Consider the following 19,974-nt stretch of genomic DNA (forward strand, 5'->3'; position numbering starts at 1 on the left):
CAGGCGACATAACCTGTCGCCATGGCATCAGCGCAGCGCGTACCGACCGTCGTCGTCCTCGGTGGCGGGTCCTGGGGCACCACGGTGGCCTCGATCTGCGCTCGCCGCGGCCCGACGCTGCAATGGGTGCGGTCCGCGGAGACCGCGGCCGACATCAACGAAAAGCACTGCAACAGCCGCTATCTGGGCGACGGGGTGGCACTTCCCGAATCATTGCGGGCGACCACCGACTTCTCCGAGGCAGCCAACTGCGCCGACGTCATCGTGATGGGTGTGCCGTCGCACGGCTTCCGCAACGTGCTGGGCGAGCTGGCCAAGGAACTGCGGCCGTGGGTCCCGGTGGTGTCATTGGTCAAGGGCCTCGAGCAGGGCACCAACATGCGGATGAGCGAGATCGTCGACGAGGTGCTGCCCGGGCACCCGGCCGGAATCCTGGCCGGACCCAACATCGCCCGCGAGGTCGCCGAGGGATATGCCGCCGCCGCGGTGCTCGCGATGCCGGACCAGCACCTCGCCGCGAATCTGGCCGGCCTGTTCCGCACCAGGCGTTTTCGCACCTACACCACCGACGACGTGGTCGGTGTCGAGATGGCCGGGGCGCTCAAGAACGTGTACGCCATCTCCGTCGGCATGGGGTACTCGCTGGGCATCGGCGAGAACACCCGAGCGATGGTGATGGCGCGCGCGGTGGCCGAGATGTCCAAGCTCGGCGTGGCGATGGGCGGCAACCGCGACACTTTCGCGGGCCTGGCCGGCATGGGCGACCTGATCGTCACCTGTACCAGCCAGCGCAGCCGCAACCGGCACGTCGGTGAGCAGCTGGGCCAGGGCAAGACCGTCGACGAGATCATCGCCTCGATGAACCAGGTCGCCGAGGGCGTCAAGGCCGCCAGCGTGATCATGGAGTTCGCCGACACGCACGGGCTGAGCATGCCGATCGCCCGCGAGGTGGACCGGGTGATCAACCACGGCTGCACGGTGGCGGACGCCTACTCCGGCCTCATGCTCGAAAAGCCCGGGCACGAAGTTCACGGCGCAGGATTCTGACCTCCGCGCCCGCGCGGGGTGCGCGCGGTCGGTTGGCGTATCAGTTGGCGAAGGGGCTGCGGTCCTTCGGCCTGTCCAGCAATGGATTCGACTCGTTGACGATGAAGCTGCCCGCCGGGCTGACCACGAATCCGGACTGATCGAAGCTGTTGACGCACGCCGTCATGGTGCCGTCGGTGCCGCACGTGATGTTGCGGTAGGTGATCCGGGAGCCGGCCGGCAGTGTCTGCACCGCGCCGGGCATCTCGCCGACATACTTCGGCCCGTTCAGGATGTTGAACGCCGGCGCGCCGACCTGTTGGCCGACGACCACATTGGAGCCCTCCGGGGCGCCAGGCAGTGGGCCACTGCAGCCGTACTCCCCCTCGTTGCGGCGCATCACGCACGTGAGCCCGCCGGGGGCCTGGAACATGTAGAACGTCCCGTCCTTGCTGGCGTACACCGATGGGCTGACGGGCTTGAATCCGTTCAGGTTCGGCGCGGCGGGCCCAGGCGGCGGGGGCACCGGCTCCGGCGGCGGGGCGGCCGCGGCAACGCCCGGCACCAATGAGATCGCCCCAGCGGCCGCGACCACACCGATCAGGATTCTGCTGAACACCCGCTCAGAGTAGAACCCAGTGACCATGCCTCGCAGCGTCAGCCGCAAATCACTTGCAGCCGAGGTCGACGTAGACCGTGGTGCTCTGCCCCCGCAACTTGCCTTCCTGGCTCGACAGCTCACGGCCGTGCCGGACGGCGGTGACGGTGCATTTGTCGATGCCCGCACTGCCGACCCGGGACTCGATCACCCGGTAACCCTCGTTCTGCAGCCGATGGATGGTCTGCGTCGCGGACTCCCCGGGCGCGGGCGGCACCACCGGCCGCGCCGCCGCCGGTGCGGCCAGCGCAACCATCAGGGCCAGGACGATTCCGGTTCCGCCTGAGATCTTCGTGGGATTCTTCATGTTTTTCCCTCTCCGCATCCAGCACAGATAGCACTGGATCAATAACTTCGACGGTAGTCGTGAAATAGCGCGAGAAAGGAATTCTCAGGTCGAACACATACTGGTACCCGCATGAGTCATGCGAAATTCAGGCGGAATTCAAATGGTCGACTCGGACGCATGCGGGTTGTACGACTCGCTCATCGTCACGTACTCCCCGACCTCCCGGAGCATCGGCAACCGCACCCGGAAAACCGTTCCCGCAGTGTTCGATTCGACTTTCACCCGGCCGCCGTGCGCCTTGACGATCGTCGACACGATCGCCAGCCCCAGCCCCGTACTGCCGAGGACGCGAGACCGCGATTTGTCGGCAACCACAAATCTGTCGAACAAATTCGGCAGCAATTCTTCCGGAATTCCCGGACCGTCGTCGGCGACCGTCAGTTCCACATATCCGGGGCCGGGAGTCAGGCTCGTCGTGACCGATACTCCGGCCGGCGTGTGAACGCGTGCGTTGGCCAGCAGATTGCCGATCACCTGATGCAACCGGGCCGGGTCGCCGCGTACCCACACCGGCACGTCGGGCAGGCGCGAGCGCCAGCGGTGCACCGGCGACGACACCGCGGCGTCGTTGACCGCGTTGATCACCAGATCGCACAGCTCGACGTCGTCGGTCTCGAGGTCCTGATGCTCCTCGAGACGCGAAATCAGCAGCAGGTCCTCCACCAGGCCGGACATCCGCTGCGCCTCGGACTCGATCCGGGCCAGCGCATATTCGGTGGTCTCCGGCAGTGCGGCGCTGTCCTGGCGGGTCAGCTCGGCGTATCCACGGATGGCGGCCAGCGGCGTCCGCAACTCGTGGCTGGCGTCGGTGAGGAACTGCCGGGTCCGACGGTGCGACGCGGCGAGTTCGGCGAGCGCGCTGTCGACGTTGTCCAGCAGCTTGTTGAGCGTGTCCCCGACGATGCCGACCTCGGTGCGCGGGTCGGTGTCCTCGGGCCGGACCCGTTCGGTGATGCGATGGTCCTCGCTGCCGAACTGGCGCGTCGCCACCTTGGCCGCGGTCGACGCGACCCGGCTCAGTGGCCGCAGCGCGTAGTTCACCACCGCGATGGTGCCGACGGCCGTCAGCGCGATGGCCAGTAGCGTCATGACCGCGACGGCGACGGTCTTGCGCGCCACCACACTGTTGGCCTCTTCCATGGACACCCCGGAGACCAGGACATCGCCGCCCCCGGCGTCCTGTCCCGCCAATCGGTACCAGCCGAGTCGCGGCAACTTCACCGTCCGCGGCCCCAGGTTGGTCCACTGCTGCCCGCCGACGGCCTTCACGACGTCCGGCTGGACCGGCTTCGGCTCCCCGTCGGGGAACACCGCCGACTGCACGACGACACCCTTGTGCACGACGGCGATGAGATTTCCCGGGGCCTGGCCGCCGAACGCGGTCAGACCGTCCTCCCCGGCGTCGATCGGATGCGCCGGGTCACCACGCTTGATCTCGAGCCGGTCATAGGAATGCCCGAGAGCATCGAGGGAGCGGTCGAGTTCCGCGTCGCTCATCGCCGACACGTAGCTGTGCAGGCTGTACACCGACAGCACCCCAACGGCCAGCAGCACCACCGTGACCAGAGACGTGACGCCGAGTACGAGACGTCTGCGCAGGGTTCGTGGACGCCACCACGGGACCCGGGCCGGATTTCGGGCCAGCACTCGAGTCGGTACCCGGGTCACACGCGTCACCTCGGGCAGGTTAGTCCTCCGCGTCGGCAGGTCGCAGCATGTAGCCCACGCCACGCACTGTGTGGATCATCGGATCGCGATCGGTGTCGATCTTCTTGCGCAGATACGAGATGTAGAGGTCGACGATGCTCGACTTGCCGCCGAACCCGTAGTTCCACACCCGGTCGAGGATCTCCGCGCGGGCGATGGCCCGTCGCGGATTGCGCATGAGGTAGCGGAGTAGTTCGAACTCGGTGACGGTCAACGAGATCGGCTCACCGGCCCGGGTCACCTCCCGGCTGGCGCCGTTGAGGACCATGTCGCCGACTTTGAGCACCTCGTCGGACTCCGGCGCCAGGTGGCTGGACCGGCGCAGCAGCCCACGCAGCCGCGCCACCAACTCTTCGAGGCTGAACGGCTTGGTCATGTAGTCGTCGGCACCGGCGGTCAACCCGGTGACCCGGTCCATCACCGAGTCCCGCGCGGTGAGAAAGAGCGTCGGGGTATAGCCCTCGGCGGCCCGGACCCGCTGCAGCAACTGCAGACCGTCGGTGTCGGGCAGCATGATGTCCAGCACCACGAGATCCGGTTCCATCTCGCAGAACTTGGTCACCGCGTCGCGGCCGTTGTGCGCGACCTCGACAACCCAGCCTTCGTAGTGCAGCGCCATCTTGACCAGGTTGGTCAGCGCCGGCTCGTCGTCGACCAGCAACACCCGGATGGGGGAACCGTCGGCACGTTCCATGCGCGGCAGCTGGCCGAGCACGGCGGCCCGGGGGTGACGCTCGCGTGGTGGTACCGACATCGTTGTCATTCTTCCATTGTGTTGAAAGCACCGAAACTTGTCACTGTGTTCATACCGAGTTCAAATGTTAGTCCCTACATATGACTCACGTCACTCATAACGACAGATGTGATGCACGAGAATCGTTGCAATACAGCCATTTTGACTGGTCGGACCGACATTCCCGAGCCTACCGACGAGATCGATTCGAGCCAGTAACGCTGAATGCGAAATCGATCAACCGTCCGGCACGGCAAGAAGATTTGCGTTCTCTATGGGAAGTCTTCCTCGCCTTGCGACCCCGCTGGACCATAAATACTCTCGCACTTAGCAATTGACGCCGTCTCTCGTCGACGGCCAGCAAATCAATGTTAAACATGTTGCTGCGCAACATGTTTAATCGACAATGGTGTCGGCGGCCGAAACTCGCGCAGCGATCTGCACACGTGTCCATCGGACAACAATCGGAGAACGGAAAACCAGGCATGCTAGAAACCGCCCCGCCGGCAAAGGGTTTGCGCGCCATACTGCGCTACGACCTGCCGGCATCACTCGTCGTATTCCTGGTGGCGTTGCCACTGTCGCTCGGCATCGCCGTCGCATCTAACGCCCCGGTCCTGGCGGGCATCATCGCCGCCGTCGTCGGTGGCATCGTCGCCGGCGCGCTCGGCGGCTCGCCCCTGCAGGTGAGCGGACCGGCCGCGGGCCTCACGGTCGTCGTGGCCGGACTGATCGCTCAATTCGGCTGGGGCGTGACGTGCGCCATCACCGTCGGCGCCGGCATCCTGCAGATTCTGTTCGGCCTGAGCCGCGTGGCCCGGGCCGCCCTGGCAATCTCGCCGGTTGTCGTGCACGCCATGCTCGCGGGCATCGGTATCACCATCGCGCTGCAGCAGCTGCACGTGTTGCTGGGCGGCAAGTCCAACAGCACCGCGTGGGAGAACATCCACGAACTGCCGGCACAGTTGATGAACATCCACGGTCCCGGCTTCCTGCTCGGCATGCTCGTCATCGTCACGCTGGTGGCGTGGCGCTGGGTGCCGGCCCCGATCAACCGGGTCCCCGGTCCCCTGGTCGCCATCGTGGGTGTGACGGCGCTGTCCGTCCTGCTGCCGTTCGACGTCAAGCGCATTCAGCTCAACGGCTCGCTGCTCGATTCGCTGTCGCTGCCGACCATGCCCAACGGACAGTGGGCCGCCGTCTTCGCCGGCGTCCTGACCGTCGCCCTGATCGCCAGCGTCGAAAGCCTGCTGTCGGCGGTGTCGGTGGATCGCATGCACAACGGCCCCCGCACCAACTTCGACCGGGAGCTGATCGGCCAGGGCACCGCCAACGCCATCTCCGGTGCCATCGGCGGCCTGCCCATCACCGGCGTCATCGTCCGCAGCTCGACCAACGTCCTGGCCGGCGCCAAGACCCGCGCCTCGGCGATCCTGCACGGCGTCTGGATCCTGGCGTTCGCCGTACCGTTCGCCGGCCTGGCCCAGATGATCCCGACGTCGGCGCTGGCCGGCCTGCTGATTGTCATCGGCTGCCAGCTGGTCAAGAAGGCGCACATCGAAACCGCCCGGCGCACAGGCGATATCGCGGTCTACGTGATCACCGTTCTCGGTGTCGTCTTCCTCAACCTGCTCGAGGGTGTGCTGATCGGTCTCGCCCTGGCGGTCGCCCTGACCGTGTGGCGCGTGATCCGGGCCAAGATCGTCACCGAGCACGTCGCGGGCAACGACTGGCGCATCGTGATCGAGGGCTCCGTCAGCTTCCTGTCGCTGCCGCGCCTGACCTCGGCGCTGGCGTCGGTGCCGACCGGCTCCAACGTCACCATCGAGCTGTCGGTCGACTTCATCGACCACGCGGCCCACGAGACCATCGATGAGTGGAAGCGCCAGCACGTGGCCGCCGGCGGCAGCGTCGAGATTCACGAGCACGGCACCGCGGAGCTGCACAGCGCGACCTCCGGTCCGCCGACCCGCAGCTTCACGCCGTTCGACAAGCGCTCGGGTGTCGTCCCGTGGAAGTCCCAGCCGCAGACCTCCTCGGTGATGGAGGGCCTGGAGACCTACCACCGCCGCACCGCTCCCGTGCTGCGCCCGCACATGGAAGACCTGGCCCACGCCCAGAAGCCGGAGACGCTGTTCATCACCTGCGTCGACTCGCGGGTCGTGCCCAACGTCATCACCAGTAGTGGCCCCGGCGACCTGCTGACGGTCCGCAACGTCGGCAACCTGATCCCCGAGGGACGCGCCGACGCGTCGGTCGAGGCGGCCATCGCCTTCGCCGTCGACGTCCTGGAGGTCTCGTCGATCGTGGTGTGCGGCCACTCCAGCTGCGGCGCCATGACCGCGGTCCTGGGCGGCGGTCATGGCCACGACGCGCACCTGCACACTTGGCTGGAGCACGGCGATGCGACGCTGCGTGCCTTCGACGACGGCCGCCACCCGGTGGCACTCGCGGCTGCCGCAGAAGGCTTCGGCGTCGTCGACCAGCTGTCGATGGTCAACGTCGCGCTCCAGGCGCAGACCCTCGCCGCCCACCCGCTGGTCCGGGCCCGGCACCGCGCCGGGGACCTCGAGGTGATCGGCCTGTTCTATGACATCGGCACCGCGGCCGCCCTCCGGGTGACGCCGGTCAGCGTGGACCGTCTGGTCGAGGTTGCCGAGTAGTACCTGATTGATCCTGCGCCCAGGGCCGTAAACCGCGAGAGCGGCGGGCCCTGGGCGCAGTGTCATTTCCGGTTCCTGTTCCTGTTCAGCTCAGCCGCAGCAGCATTCGCCCGACGTCTGCGCGGCGGACGGCAGCTCGACGTTCGGCAGTTCGCCGTCGGGCCGCCAGTCGAACGGGAAGTGCTTGCTGGACTTGCCCACGTACTCGTGGGAGAAGTCGAAGCCGACGGCGTCGGCCTTCTTGACCACGCCCCACGTCGCCACCTGCCCCGGCCCCACTTCCGCGCCCGGGGCGTTGACCGTCGTGACGCGGCGGTTCGGGTCAGCCGTCGGCCCGGTGAGCGCCTCCACCCGGACGTCGACCTTGCCCGGAATCTCTGCCCGCCAGTACGCGAGATCGTCGGCGGCCGAGAAGGTGATCGGTGCGTACTCGACGCCTCGGAGGTCGCTGATCAGGCTGCCGAACTCCCCCGGCCAGCCACCTTCGTCGCCGCGGAAGATGCGCTCCAGGGCCGCGCGCTGATCGGCGTCGGCCTTCTCGTCGATGTAGAACATCAGCTTCATGGTCGCGTCGGGGTCCCCGACCCACATGTTGCCACCGAACTCGCCCAGGGCCACCACCCCGAGGCCGCTCAAATCGGTTGTGCCGTAATACCCTTCGTGAATCTGCCAGACAAGCGTGAACAGGCAGTCGCCGTGCGTGGGCTCCTGCGCGAAGCTGCACGGGCAGGGCAGCTTGCAGCTGCACACATCGAACCACTCGCCGCGTAGCTGCCAATCGTTCTTCGGGGTCGCTGCCACCGTCATCGCCGAATCCCTTCTCGTTTACATACCCCCTGGGGGTACCTGACGCAGACGACGTTACGCAGCGGGCGACGGCGTCGTCAAGTACCCCCAGGGGGTATCTTCCGATGAGTTTCGGATGAGCGGCCCACGCTGCGTTGACCCTCGTCCGTTGACCGTGCAACCACGGCGCAAAAGTGCGAGAAGCGACAACCCTCAACGCAGGGTCAACGTGGGAAAGCGTGCGCTACCGCCCGGCCATGCGCTCCAGGCGGGCGATCCGGTCCTCGATGGGCGGATGTGTCGAGAAGAGCTTGCCGATCTTCTCGCCGGCGCGGAACGGGTTGGCGATCATCAGGTGGGCCTGGTCGGCCAGCTGCGGCTCAGGGGGTAGCGGGGCCTGCTGCACGCCGTCGGTGATCTTGCGCAGCGCGCTGGCCAAGGCCAGTGGGTCGCCGGTCAACTCGGCGCCCGACTGATCGGCCTGGTACTCGCGCGACCGCGACACCGCCAGCCGGATGATCGTCGCCGCCAGCGGCCCGACGATCGAAAGCACCAGCAGGACAAAGGGATTGGGCCGGTCGTCGCGGTCGCCGCCGAACATGCCGATGAAGTAGGCGACGTTGACGAGCGCGGTCACCACCGAGGCCATGGCGCCCGCGACGCAGGAGATCAGGATGTCGCGGTTGTAGACGTGCGACAGCTCGTGCCCCAGCACGGCGCGCAGCTCGCGCTCGCTGAGGAGGTTCAGGATGCCCGTGGTGCAGCACACCGCGGCGTTGCGGGGATTGCGTCCCGTGGCGAACGCGTTGGGGGCGGCGGTCTCGCTGATGTACAGCTGCGGCATCGGCTGCCGCGCCGTGGTGGCCAGCTCGCGGACGATGCGGTACATGGCCGGCGCCTGCATCTCGCTGACTGGCTGCGCGTGCATGGCCCGCAGCGCCATCTTGGCGCTGTTGAAGTAGACGTAGGCATTCATGCCGATGGCGAACAGCACCGCCAGGTACATGATGTTCTTGCCGAACAATGAGCCGATCAGCACGATGAGCGTCGAGAAGCCCACCAGCAGCGCGAATGTCTTCGCGGTGTTGGCGTGGGGATTCCACGTCATCGGCTACCTCCTCCAAGCGCAGTCAAACTCACTGAATTGAACGCTCGGCAACTGGCGCCTGGTTCCACGGTGTCCCGATGGGAGGTCAGCCGTGGCGGTCGGCGGTGTACTCGACCAGGTTGAGCAGAGCCAACCGGCCGGGCAGGTCCGGAAGGTTGTCCAACTCGGCGCGAGCATCCGCGGCGAAGCGCCGCACGGTGCGCTTGGCCTCGACCATGCCCTGCGACGCGCGCAGCAACGCCAGCGCCTCGGCAAGGTCGGCGTCGTCGTCGACGGGCTTGGCCAGCAACACCCGCAGCCGGTCGGCGTCGGGCCCGGTTTCCCGCAGCGCGTACAGCACCGGCAGGGTGTGCACGCCTTCGCGCAGGTCGGTACCGGGCACCTTGCCCGACTCATCGGGGTCGCTGTCGATGTCGATGATGTCGTCGGAGATCTGGAAGATGGTGCCGACGATGCCGCCGAGCCGGCTCATCCGCTCGATCTGCTCCTCACTGGAGCCGGAGAACGTGGCGCCGAACCGCCCGGACGCCTCGATCAGGCACGACGTCTTCTCGTAGACGACCTTCAGGTAGTGCTCGACGGGGTCGGCGCCTTCGACGGCGCCGCGCGTCTCGCGCATCTGGCCGGTCACCAACTGGGCGAAGGTGTCGGCGATGACGCGGACGGCGTCGGGTCCCAGCCGGGACACCAGGCGCGACGCGGTGGCGAACAGGTAGTCGCCGGCCAGGATCGCGATGTTGTTGCCCCAGCGCGCGTTGGCGCTGTCCGCGCCGCGCCGCACCTGGGCCTCGTCCATGACGTCGTCGTGGTACAGCGTCGCCAGGTGCACCAGCTCGATGACGGCACCGGCGATCGCGACGTCGTTGTTGTCGGGATCGGGCCCCAGCGACGCAGACAGCACGGTGAACAGCGGCCGGAACCGCTTGCCGCCGGCCTGGAACAGGTGCTGGACCGCCTCGGCCATCAGCTCGTCGGCTTTGCCCAACTCGGTCGACATCAGGTCTTCGATGCGCGCCACCGCGTCACGAACCTGCGCGGCGAAGTCGGCGTCACCAAAGTCCACGCCCGCGACCACTGTCGCTGGTGTCTTCATGGGTCCAACATACTGGGCGACATGGTCGTGCACGCAGATGTGGTCGTGGTCGGAGCCGGGCCGGCAGGTTCCGCCGCTGCCGCCTGGGCAGCGCGCCGTGGCCGCGACGTCTTGGTCATCGACTCGGCACAGTTCCCCCGGGACAAGGCGTGCGGCGATGGGCTGACCCCGCGGGCCATCGCGGAACTGCGTGAACTCGGGCTCGGCGAGTGGCTCGAGGGCCGCGTCAGCCATCACGGGCTGCGCCTGGCCGGCTTCGGCGCCGAGCGCGAAGTGCGGTGGCCGGGGCCGTCGTTCCCGGCGACCAGCAGCGCGGTGCCCCGCACCGAGCTCGATGACCGGATCCGGCAGGTCGCGGCCGATTCCGGCGCGAAGATGTTGCTGGGTGTCAAGGCCGTCGGCGTGGCACACGACGCCGCCGGCCGAGTGCGCACGGTGAAGCTCGACGACGGCCAGGAGATCGGCGTAGGCGAACTCATCGTGGCCGACGGTGCCCGGTCGACACTGGGCCGCGTGCTGGGCCGCGAGTGGCATCAGGAGACGGTCTACGGGGTGGCCATCCGCGCCTACCTCGAAACGCCGCGGCACGCCGAAGCGTGGATCACCTCGCACCTGGAGTTGCGCTCCCCCGAAGGTGAAGTGCTGCCGGGCTATGGCTGGATTTTCCCGCTGGGCAACGGCGACGTGAACATCGGTGTAGGTGCGCTGGCCACCGAGAAACGTCCGGCCGACGCCGCGCTGCGCCCGCTGCTCGCGCACTACACCGACCTGCGGCGCGAAGAGTGGGGCTTCGAGGGTCAGCCGCGGCTGGCCAAGTCGGCGCTACTGCCGATGGGCGGCGCGGTGTCCGGGGTGGCGGGGCCGAACTGGATGTTGATCGGCGACGCGGCGGCCTGCGTCAACCCACTCAACGGTGAAGGCATCGACTACGGCCTGGAGACCGGGCGGCTGGCCGCCGATCTGCTCGGCTCGGGTGACCTCAGCGTGGCCTGGCCTGCGGTGCTGCAAGAGCACTACGCCGCCGGGTTCTCCGTCGCCCGGCGGCTGGCGATCCTGCTGACCGTGCCGAGGTTCCTGCCGCTGACGGGACCGGTCGCGATGCGGTCGCAGTACCTGATGACGGTCGCGGTCCGCGCCATGGGCAACCTGGTGACCGAAGAGGACACCGATTTGGTTGCCCGCCTCTGGCGACGGGCCGGACGAGGCTCGCGCCGGCTGGATCAGCGCAAGCCGTTCAGCTGAGCGACCGCGCGAACCCGACGATGTCGCGGACGGTGGCGGCGAACACGTCGGGCATGGCACCGGCCAGCAGGATGTCACCGGCGTGGCAGGTGCCGGCGACGATGCGGCCGACGACGCTGACGCCGGCCGCGGCGAGCCTGCGGTAGTAGATCAGGCCCTCGTCGCGCAGCGGGTCCAGCTCGTTGACCGAAATGACATGCGGCGGAAGGCCTTCCAACTCCAGATCGGTGGCCGCCGCGGCCCAGCAGGTGCCGTCGTCGTCATGCTCGCGGTCCGGGTCGTAGACCGAGCCCAGCAGGGCCAACTGCAGGCGGCTGATGAAGTACTGGTCGTTCTCGCGCAGCGACGGCAGTTCGTCGGTGTCCTCCAGCCAGCGGTTCGAGATGTAGGGGCACTGGGCATAGACGCCGGCGATCTCGCCGATCCACCCTTCCCGCTTGGCTTTCAGCGCGACCGTCAGCGTGAGGTTCCCGCCACCGGACTCCCCCGCCACGATCAGATGGCTGACGCCGAGTTCGTCCTTGTTGGCCGCCGTCCACCGGACAGCAGCGGCGCAGTCGTCGAGGCCGGCCGGGAACGGGTGCGGGCCGAGCGCGCCGCCGGAGTTACGGAACTCGACGCCGACGACGACAAGGCCTGCAGCCGCGAGGTTTTCGCGCAGCCGGACGTATTGGATGTCCGCGGCACTACAGATCGCCATGCCGCCACCGTGCAGGTGCACGAGAGCGGGCAGCGGACCGTCGGAATCGGTGGGCCGGCTGATGAACAGCGTGATCTCGTTGCCGTCGGCGCCGGTGATGGTGGTCGTTGAGCTGGTGACGCCTTCAGCGATGGGGGCCTGCGCCCCGAACATCTTCAGCACCGCGCCCGTCCCCAATTCGGCGAACGTGACGAACTCCAGGCGCTGTGCCAGGGGTGCGTCGACCGTCAGGTCGGCCTCGGGAAGACGGCCGTCCATCCCCAACGCGGCGAGCGCCTTGACCATGCGCGGATCCGCGCGCGGATCGGTGCCGATGGTGCGGTCAGGATCAGCGAGGCGTCCGTAGGGCATGGCCCCATCTTGGTGCCGAAAATGAACTTGGTCGCGACTTTCCGAAAAGTCGCGACCAAGTTCACCGTGGGCGGAAAGTTACCGGTATTCGCAGAGGTACGCGGTCTCGACCTCCACGCGGACGCCGAACTTGCTGTCGGCCGGCACGGTGAATTGCGTTCCGGCGGCGAAGGTTTCCCACTCGTCACTGCCGGGCAGCTTGACGGTCAGGGCGCCGGAGACCACGTGCATGATCTCGAGGCTCGAGGTGCCGAATTCGTATTCGCCCACAGCCATGACGCCGACGGTCGCGGGGCCCTCGGCGGGCGCGAACGCGATCGATGCGACCTTGCCATCGAAGTACTCATTGACCTTGAACAACACATCTCCTCGAACTCAGGTGAGGGGTCAGGATATCTGGCGCGACTGCGGGCGTTGACTGCGAACCCACGCACACTCGCACTCGATCTTTTGCGACGTCAGTTCGCAGTCAACGTCGATCTCGCGCCCGCGGCTACTGCACGACGTACTTGTGGACCCCGAGGATCGCGTTCTCGTCGGCCGGTTCGGTGGTGCACGCGTGCAGCGCCGCGTGCACCTCGTCGGTGTCCATGCCGGTGCCGATGCACACCAGTTGGGTGCCGGTGCCCCGCCGTTTCTGCAGCCGAAGCGACCCGCCGACCAGCTGCAGCAGGTACCGGTGTCCCTTACCGAAGTCGACGAAACCCTTTGCCCGGTAAAGGCCTTCGGGGCGGTCCCGCAGCAGCGCAAGCAAGCGGCGGGGGTTCAGCACGTCGTCGGTGGTGTATTCGACGGCCTGGTAGACGGGGTGCTCGTGGTCGTGTTCGTCATGCAACAGCTCATCGAAGGACAGCTGCGCCTGCGGGGCGCGCTCCGGGACATCGATGAGCAGCGCCGGGTCGATCCGCGCGAAATCGGTGGGCTGCACCGGGACTCGCGGATTCTGCGCGCGAATCCGGGCCACCACGTCATCGACGTCGGTGGTTTCGCCGGCCCGGTTAAGCACCACGAGGTCTGCCACCGGCAACCCGTGCCCGAACTCCGGCTCGCATCCGTTCACCACCAGCACCAGACCGGCGTAGTGGAAGTCCGCCGAGTCGGCGGTCATGATGGTGCGCGCCACGGCGGGCGGTTCGGCGACGCCGCTGGCCTCCACCACGATCAGGTCGAGGGCCGGGCGCACCGCCGCGAGCTTGCCCAGCATCTCGGCAACCTCACCGTCCTCGGCGACACAGCAGATGCACCCGTTGGACAGTGACGCCATGGCGTCGACCTGGCCGGCGACCAACATGGCGTCGATGTTGACGGATCCGAAGTCGTTGACCAGCACGCCGATTCGCGCGCCCCGCCCGTTGCGCAGCAGATGGTTCAGCAGCGTGGTCTTACCCGCGCCGAGGAAGCCGGCGACGGCGAGCACGGGGATGCTCAAGGCTTGACTGCGGCGTGCAGCGCGACGATCCCCCCGGTCAGGTTGCGCCAGCGCACCTGCGACCAGCCGGCCGCCTCGATCTGGCGGGCCAGGTCGTCCTGATCGGGCCACGCCCGGATCGACTCGGCGAGGTAGACGTACGCATCGGGGTTGGACGACACCGCGGTCGCCATCGTCGGGAGCGCCTTCATCAGATACTCCTTGTAGGCCGTGGCGAACAAGCGGTTGGCGGGAGTGGAGAACTCGCACACCACCAGACGGCCGCCCGGCCGGGTCACCCGGGCCATCTCGCGCAGGCCTGCGCTGAAGTCGACCACGTTGCGCAGCCCGAAGCTGATGGTCACCGCGTCGAAGACGCCGTCGTCGAACGGCAGCTTGGTGGCGTCGCCGGCCACCTTCGGGACGTTCCGGCCCGCCCCGGCGGCCAGCATCCCGACCGAGAAGTCGCAGGCCACGCACCAGGCGCCCGACGTGGCGAGCTCGACGGTCGACACCGCGGTCCCGGCGGCCAGATCCAGCACCTTGTCACCTGGGCCGATGCCCAGCGCGGCTCGCGTCTGCCGCCGCCAGAACCGGTCCTGCCCCAGGGACAGCACGGTGTTGGTGATGTCATAGCGACGGGCGACGCCGTCGAACATCGACGCAACCTCGTGCGGATCCTTCTCCAATGACGCGCGACTCACGGATATGACGCTACCGGCTGGTCCTGCGCCCCGCGTCTGCGGCGGGGTTGGGAATGGAACGGCCACCGCGGGAGCTGTAAGCCGCATGGGTGCAAAAGTCTGGTTCATCACGGGGACATCGCGCGGCTTCGGACGCGAGTGGACGGCAGCGGCGCTGGAGCGCGGCGACAAGGTGGCCGCGACGGCGCGGGACGTGTCGACGCTCGACGACCTGGTGGCCAAGTACGGCGATGCGCTGCTTCCGATCGCACTCGACGTCACCGACCGGGACGCCGACTTCGCCGCGGTGCAGGCCGCGCACGAGCACTTCGGCCGCCTCGACGTCGTCGTGAACAACGCGGGCTACGGCCAGTTCGGCTTCGTCGAGGAGCTGTCCGAGGCGGACGCCCGGGACCAGATCGAAACCAACGTCTTCGGCGCGCTGTGGATCACTCAGGCCGCGCTGCCGTACCTGCGGGCGCAAGGCAGCGGGCACATCATCCAGGTGTCGTCGATCGGCGGCATCAGTGCGTTCGCGGGCCTCGGCGCGTACCACGCGTCCAAGTGGGCGCTGGAGGGTTTGTCGCAGTCGCTGGCCGCCGAGGTGGAGCGCTTCGGAATTCACGTCACGCTGATCGAACCGGGCGGATTCTCGACGGACTGGGGCGGCGCGTCGGCGAAGCGGACCGCGGAGCTGCCGGAGTACGACGGACTGCGCGCGGACGTCGCGCGTTGGCGCGGCGAGCGCAACGCGGTGCCGGGCAATCCGGAGGCATCAGCGGCCGCGGTACTCAAGATCGTCGACGCCGAAAAGCCGCCGCTACGAGTCTTTTTCGGCAGCGCGCCACTGCAGATCGCCAAGGCCGACTATGAAAACCGGTTGCGCACCTGGGAAGAGTGGCAGCCGGTGTCCGAGTTGGCGCAGGGCTGAGGACGAGATGGCGGGACTGAAATTCGTCCGACGGGTCGATGGGGTGACCTACGAGTTCGTCGAAGACGGCGAGGCGCACGGCTTCCCTTCGTACAAGCGCGTCGACCTGGATATCTGGGTTCGGCGGTTGCCGCACTTCGGCTGGGCGGTGTGCACGGAATCCGATGTGGTGTCCAGTCGCCCATTCGATTACGCGGGGCTCGGCTACCGGCCGCCCGAGGGCGTCTGGGTGAGCCGCAAGGACGACCGTTCGTACGTCTACGACCTGGTCCACGTGAGCGCATAACCGCGAGCGGCCGTGTTTGCACACGACACACCGGTCAGTATGTGCAAATACGTTGCGCTCGGCGGCCGCGAGCGTGCGAATAGTGCACGCGGACCACGGCGTGTCGCCGTACAAACACGGCCGCTCGCGGGAGGTACCCCCAGGCCGGCTCGCGGAGATCAAGCAGCGACTAGGCAGCGAGGGCGCGGCGCTCGCCGAGCACGGCGGCGTAGTGGCCCAGCAGCTCGTCGCACACGGCGGGCCAGGTGCGGCCCAGCACGCTGCGCCGTGCGGCCAGCGAATAGCGGGACCGTTCGGACAGCAGATGATCCACCGCGGCCGGCAGCGACGCCTCGAAATCCGGTACCGGCAAGAGCAATCCGGTGTGCATGGGCGTCACCAGGTCGCGTGGGCCGCCCGCGTCCGGGGCGATCACCGGCAGACCCGACGCCATGGCCTCCTGGACCGCCTGACAGAACGTCTCGTGCTCCCCCGGGTGCACGAACACGTCCATGCTGGCGTAGGCGACCGCCAGCTCCCGGCCGTACAGCGCACCGGTGAAAACCGCTGTGGGCAGCAACTTTTGGAGCTTGGCCTGGTCAATTCCCTCGCCGACCACCACGAGTTGCAGGTCATCACGGCCGGCCAGCGCGGCCAGGCGTTCCACGTGCTTCTCGGGCGCCAGCCGGCCGACGAAGCCCACCACCGGCTTGCCGTCGGGTGACCACTGCGCCCGCAGCGCGGCACTGCGCGCCGACGGCGCGAAACCGGTGACGTCGACGCCGCGGCCCCACTTGTGCACACGCGGAATCCGATGGGTGACAAGGTCTTCCATCGTCGCGCTGGACGGGGCGAGGGTCCGGTCGGCACGTGAGTGCAGGTGCCGGTTCCAGGCCCATGCGGTTTTCGTCATCATGCCGACGCCGTAGCTCTGCGCGAAACCGGCGATGTCGGTCTGGAACACCGCGACGGTCGGGACGCCGAGGAAACGCGCGGCGTGCAGCCCGCCGTAGCCGAGCAACGCCGGCGAGGCCAGGTGCACCACGTCCGGACGAAAATCGCGCAGCACCCGCACCATTCGCGGCCGCGGCACCCCCAGCGGCAACGACGTCACCTTGGGGAACATCCGCGACGGGATGCGATGCACGGGAACATCTCCGTGGCAGGTGTCTGCGGGTCTTTCACCCCGCGGGGTGTCCGGTGCAATGACCAGCGCCTCATGGCCGTTCCGGCGGAGGTGCTCGAGCACCCGGAGCACCGAATTGGTGACGCCGTTGACATTCGGGAGAAAGGACTCCGCCACGATCGCAACTCGCACACCTGCAGGCTGGCAGCGCAGCCTGACCGTCAGGTGACCGACAGGGGTACGCGACGCGAAGACACGCACAACTCGGGTACCCCCGGTATCGTCTTCCGCACCGGGGCGAGAAAGGGGTCGCCATGCGTCTACCTCGGCTGATCCCTGTGTTGGCCAACGCTTTGGTCGTCCTCCTCGTGTTCACCGGCTGTGGTCGCACTGTCACCGGATCGGCGCAGCGGGACCCGGATCTGCCGGGCGTCTCCATCACCGCGGACGGCTTCGGCATCATTGCGGGCCGGCCCGACGCCCCGGCGCAGATCGAGGTGTACACCGAGCCGCAGTGCACCCATTGCGCGCACCTGCAGGACACCGACGGGCCGGAGATGAAGAGCCTGATCGCCCTCGGCCTGCTGACCGTCACCTACCGCCCGGTGACCTTCCTGGACACCGAGCACGGCTATTCGGCCAAGGTCGCCAACGCGATGTTCCTGGCCGCCGCGCACGGCACGTCGGCGCCCGCGCTGCAGGCGTACGTCGCGACGCTGTGGGGCCACCAGAATCCGGGCGGGTCGGCACCGTCGGACGGCCAGCTCGCGGGGTGGGCCGCCGACTCCGGCGTCAGCGCCGAGTCCGTGGCCAGCATCCAGGCCGGTGAACGCGCCGTCGACGTCGACGAGATGACGCTGACCAACGAGGGCCGGCTGCAGGAAATCCGCGACGGCGACGCGGGTACCCCGACGGTGTACGACCTCTCCGGCAACACCGTGGTGGACATCCAGGAGGCCGGGTGGCTGGCGAAGCTGACCGGAGGCCGGCAGACCTAACCCAGCCGGCGCTGCACGAGCGTCACGATGCCGAGCAGCGCACCGGCGACCAGCCAACCCACCACGGCGATCGATCCGGCCGGGATGACGGCCAGGGACGCGTTGCGGTTCTGCACCCGCACCAGGTCCGGGTTGCTGCGGTCGTATTCGACGTAGATGCGCATCCCGGTCTCGAGCTCGGACGGGTACAGCACGCCGAGCTCGGGCCGGTAGGTGACCCGGTCGGGTGTCACGAATTCGATGGTGGAGCGCCGCGGACCCGCCGAGAGCACCTCGGCCGCCGCGGTGCCCATGTGGTGCTCGATCTGTTGGTCATTGCGCCACGCACCGAGAACCAGCAGCACCGATTGCAGGGTCACCAGGCAGGCCGTGATGACGATGCCGATCCGGATCCGGCGGATGACGCGCTGCGACCGGGTTTCCTTGCCGTTGCCGAAGACACGCAGAATCAGGTTGTCCCACAACGTGTTCAGCCTGCAGCGCAGGTTTTCCGGGATCACGGAACGCCCTTGATCGCCGCCCGTATCGATGCGTGCAACGAACGCAGGGTGGACCGGTCGGCCTTGACCTCCAGCACGCGCATCCCCTCGAACGGTTCGCGCAGCGCGGCGGCCAGTCCGTCGGCCTCCACCTGCCGGCATTCGACGTGGTACGCCCGGCACAAGGCCGCGACATCGACGTCGTGCGGCGTGCCGAAGATGCGGGACGACACGTCGGAGAACCGGGGATCGCCCTGCTCGAGCAGCTCGAAGATGCCGCCGCCGTTGTCGTTGGAGACCACGATGGTCAGCGCCTTCGGCGTCGGCTCCGTGGGGCCGATCAGCAGGCCCGAGCTGTCGTGGACGAAGGTCAGGTCACCGATGAGCGCGACGGTCCGGCCGCTGGTGTGGGCCAGCGCGGCGCCGATGGCGGTGGAGACCGTGCCGTCGATGCCGGCGACGCCGCGGTTGGACCGCACCGAGATGCCATGCGCGTTCAGCCCGACCAGTGCGGCGTCACGCACCGGGTTGGACGCACCGAGCACCAGTTGGTCGCCGGGCTGCAGACCGTCGGCGACCGCGGCCGCCACGTGCAGGCCGGTGGTCAGTTCATAGGCCGCCAACTGGTCGCGTACAGCGTCTTCGGCACGGGTGTTGGCTTCGGCGCAGCGCCGCAGCCAGTCCGGGTCCGGGGTGCCGGAGGTGATGGCCCGGGTGCCGGTGGCCTGCGAATTGCCGGACACGTCGGGCCAGCGCGGGCCGGTGGTCAGCGCGTAGACGGGTACCGACGGGTCGGCGAGCAGCGTCGACACCGGCCGGTGCAGCGTAGGCCGGCCCAACATGATCACCTGGTGCGGCCGGACCAGCGACAGCGCCAGCGGGTGCAGCGGGTTGTCGGCCGGGGGCGCGGTCGGTTCGGCGACGGTCGGCAGGTGCGCCAGGTTCTCGTGGCGGCCCGCGCCGTGACCGGCGATGACGACGGTGTCCGCCGTCAGGTCGATCTCGAGGGGCTGGTCGAACGTGACGGGCGGGGTGAAGGTCCACGGCCGGCCGCCGGGACGGCCGTCCGGGCAGTACGGTTCGTCATCCCCGGTGTCGGGCACCAGCGGCTCCCGCAACGGAATGTCGAACTGCACGGGCCCGGCATTGGCGGTGCGAGAACCCTTGGCGGCCGCCAGGACCCGGCACGTCGCCGACCGCCACTGCGCATTGGAGTGAGCCCAGGCCGCGGCATCTTCCGGCTCGGCGAGGCCGAGGCTGATGGTGGCCCGCACCTGGTTGCCGAAATAGCCCAGCTGCTCCATCGTCTGGTTGGCGCCGGTGCCGAGCAGTTCGTAGGGGCGGTTGGCGCTCAGCACGATCAGCGGCACCCGGGCGTAGTTCGCCTCGATCACCGCCGGACCGAGATTCGCCACCGCGGTGCCCGACGTCATCGCGATGCACACGGGCGAGCCGGCGGAGACAGCGAGACCGACGGCCAGGTAACCGGCGGTGCGCTCGTCGATGCGGACATGCAGCCGCAAGCGGCCGGCACGGTCGGCGTCTGCCAGCGCGAACGCCAGCGGTGCGTTACGCGAACCGGGGCACAACACCACGTCGCGGACGCCGCCGCGAATCAGTTCGTCGACGACGACCCGCGCCTGAATCGTCGACGGGTTCATAACTACA

General features: G+C 68.1%; 20 protein-coding genes. 6 read left to right on the plus strand and 14 right to left on the minus strand.

Annotation, left to right across the window (positions count from 1 at the left end):
- Window positions 1-21: 21 nt before the first annotated feature.
- Entirely contained in the window at window positions 22-1,047 is a 1,026-nt protein-coding gene (locus tag ACWW1C_RS24040; RefSeq protein WP_455980591.1) for an NAD(P)H-dependent glycerol-3-phosphate dehydrogenase, read from the plus strand.
- Window positions 1,048-1,087: 40 nt separating this feature from the next.
- Here the strand turns inward: ACWW1C_RS24040 and ACWW1C_RS24045 are convergent, their stop codons facing one another.
- The 4 genes from ACWW1C_RS24045 to ACWW1C_RS24060 all read right to left on the minus strand — a co-directional run bounded on the left by ACWW1C_RS24045 (window position 1,088) and on the right by ACWW1C_RS24060 (window position 4,503).
- Window positions 1,088-1,645, minus strand: a complete 558-nt coding sequence (locus ACWW1C_RS24045; RefSeq protein WP_455980592.1) for a hypothetical protein — start codon at window positions 1,643-1,645, stop codon at window positions 1,088-1,090.
- Between the two features lie 49 nt (window positions 1,646-1,694).
- Window positions 1,695-1,991 carry a hypothetical protein gene (locus ACWW1C_RS24050; RefSeq protein ID WP_455980593.1) on the minus strand — a complete coding sequence of 99 codons (297 nt, stop codon included), beginning with the start codon at window positions 1,989-1,991 and terminating at the stop codon, window positions 1,695-1,697.
- Window positions 1,992-2,129: 138 nt separating this feature from the next.
- Window positions 2,130-3,701, minus strand: a complete 1,572-nt coding sequence (locus tag ACWW1C_RS24055; RefSeq protein WP_455984416.1) for a sensor histidine kinase — start codon at window positions 3,699-3,701, stop codon at window positions 2,130-2,132.
- A gap of 19 nt (window positions 3,702-3,720) precedes the next feature.
- Complete coding sequence (locus ACWW1C_RS24060; protein ID WP_455980594.1) at window positions 3,721-4,503, minus strand: response regulator transcription factor; 783 nt, start codon at window positions 4,501-4,503, stop codon at window positions 3,721-3,723.
- 455 nt (window positions 4,504-4,958) lie between these two features.
- On the opposite strand from ACWW1C_RS24060, the gene ACWW1C_RS24065 reads away from it, so the two are divergent.
- Window positions 4,959-7,136, plus strand: coding sequence for a SulP family inorganic anion transporter (locus tag ACWW1C_RS24065; protein ID WP_455980595.1), 2,178 nt, complete (start codon window positions 4,959-4,961; stop codon window positions 7,134-7,136).
- Window positions 7,137-7,226: 90 nt separating this feature from the next.
- On the opposite strand, the gene ACWW1C_RS24070 is transcribed toward ACWW1C_RS24065, so the two are convergent.
- The 3 genes from ACWW1C_RS24070 to grcC1 form a co-directional block, all read right to left on the minus strand.
- On the minus strand, window positions 7,227-7,937 hold the full coding sequence (locus ACWW1C_RS24070) for a DUF1326 domain-containing protein (RefSeq protein WP_455984417.1): 711 nt from the start codon (window positions 7,935-7,937) through the stop codon (window positions 7,227-7,229).
- Between the two features lie 229 nt (window positions 7,938-8,166).
- Complete coding sequence (gene htpX, locus ACWW1C_RS24075) at window positions 8,167-9,030, minus strand: zinc metalloprotease HtpX (RefSeq protein WP_455980596.1); 864 nt, start codon at window positions 9,028-9,030, stop codon at window positions 8,167-8,169.
- Between the two features lie 85 nt (window positions 9,031-9,115).
- Entirely contained in the window at window positions 9,116-10,123 is a 1,008-nt protein-coding gene (grcC1, locus tag ACWW1C_RS24080; protein ID WP_455980597.1) for a nonaprenyl/(2E,6E)-farnesyl/geranylgeranyl diphosphat synthase, read from the minus strand.
- A gap of 21 nt (window positions 10,124-10,144) precedes the next feature.
- Between grcC1 and menJ the strand changes: the two genes are divergently transcribed.
- Window positions 10,145-11,365, plus strand: coding sequence for a menaquinone reductase (gene menJ / locus ACWW1C_RS24085; RefSeq protein ID WP_455980598.1), 1,221 nt, complete (start codon window positions 10,145-10,147; stop codon window positions 11,363-11,365).
- Here the strand turns inward: menJ and ACWW1C_RS24090 are convergent.
- The 4 genes from ACWW1C_RS24090 to ACWW1C_RS24105 all read right to left on the minus strand — a co-directional run bounded on the left by ACWW1C_RS24090 (window position 11,358) and on the right by ACWW1C_RS24105 (window position 14,528).
- Complete coding sequence (locus ACWW1C_RS24090) at window positions 11,358-12,416, minus strand: alpha/beta hydrolase (protein WP_455980599.1); 1,059 nt, start codon at window positions 12,414-12,416, stop codon at window positions 11,358-11,360. The two genes, menJ and ACWW1C_RS24090, sit on opposite strands and share 8 nt — an antisense overlap.
- A gap of 78 nt (window positions 12,417-12,494) precedes the next feature.
- A complete protein-coding gene (ppnP, locus tag ACWW1C_RS24095; RefSeq protein ID WP_020101275.1) occupies window positions 12,495-12,779 on the minus strand; it encodes a pyrimidine/purine nucleoside phosphorylase in 285 nt (94 codons plus the stop codon).
- A 130-nt stretch (window positions 12,780-12,909) separates the two neighbouring features.
- Window positions 12,910-13,845, minus strand: coding sequence for a CobW family GTP-binding protein (locus ACWW1C_RS24100; RefSeq protein ID WP_455980600.1), 936 nt, complete (start codon window positions 13,843-13,845; stop codon window positions 12,910-12,912).
- Entirely contained in the window at window positions 13,842-14,528 is a 687-nt protein-coding gene (locus tag ACWW1C_RS24105; protein ID WP_455980601.1) for a demethylmenaquinone methyltransferase, read from the minus strand. Before ACWW1C_RS24105 ends, ACWW1C_RS24100 begins: the two co-directional genes overlap by 4 nt.
- An 85-nt stretch (window positions 14,529-14,613) precedes the next feature.
- On the opposite strand from ACWW1C_RS24105, the gene ACWW1C_RS24110 reads away from it, so the two are divergent.
- Together ACWW1C_RS24110 and ACWW1C_RS24115 are read left to right on the plus strand one after the other, a co-directional pair.
- Window positions 14,614-15,438, plus strand: coding sequence for an SDR family oxidoreductase (locus ACWW1C_RS24110; RefSeq protein ID WP_455980602.1), 825 nt, complete (start codon window positions 14,614-14,616; stop codon window positions 15,436-15,438).
- A 7-nt stretch (window positions 15,439-15,445) separates the two neighbouring features.
- Window positions 15,446-15,724: a hypothetical protein gene (locus ACWW1C_RS24115; RefSeq protein WP_455980603.1), complete on the plus strand. Its 279-nt coding sequence runs from the start codon at window positions 15,446-15,448 to the stop codon at window positions 15,722-15,724.
- 169 nt (window positions 15,725-15,893) lie between these two features.
- Here the strand turns inward: ACWW1C_RS24115 and ACWW1C_RS24120 are convergent, their stop codons facing one another.
- Window positions 15,894-17,021: a glycosyltransferase family 4 protein gene (locus tag ACWW1C_RS24120; RefSeq protein WP_455980604.1), complete on the minus strand. Its 1,128-nt coding sequence runs from the start codon at window positions 17,019-17,021 to the stop codon at window positions 15,894-15,896.
- A gap of 122 nt (window positions 17,022-17,143) precedes the next feature.
- On the opposite strand from ACWW1C_RS24120, the gene ACWW1C_RS24125 reads away from it, so the two are divergent.
- On the plus strand, window positions 17,144-17,827 hold the full coding sequence (locus tag ACWW1C_RS24125) for a DsbA family protein (RefSeq protein WP_455980605.1): 684 nt from the start codon (window positions 17,144-17,146) through the stop codon (window positions 17,825-17,827).
- On the opposite strand, the gene ACWW1C_RS24130 is transcribed toward ACWW1C_RS24125, so the two are convergent.
- Together ACWW1C_RS24130 and menD are read right to left on the minus strand one after the other, a co-directional pair.
- The gene (locus ACWW1C_RS24130; protein ID WP_455980606.1) at window positions 17,824-18,327 is read right to left on the minus strand and encodes a DUF3592 domain-containing protein; all 504 of its coding nucleotides are present in this window, start codon (window positions 18,325-18,327) and stop codon (window positions 17,824-17,826) included. The two genes, ACWW1C_RS24125 and ACWW1C_RS24130, sit on opposite strands and share 4 nt — an antisense overlap.
- Window positions 18,324-19,967, minus strand: coding sequence for a 2-succinyl-5-enolpyruvyl-6-hydroxy-3-cyclohexene-1-carboxylic-acid synthase (gene menD / locus ACWW1C_RS24135; protein ID WP_455980607.1), 1,644 nt, complete (start codon window positions 19,965-19,967; stop codon window positions 18,324-18,326). Before menD ends, ACWW1C_RS24130 begins: the two co-directional genes overlap by 4 nt.
- Window positions 19,968-19,974: the final 7 nt, after the last annotated feature.

The sequence above is a fragment of the Mycobacterium sp. HM-7 genome, from assembly GCF_053852335.1.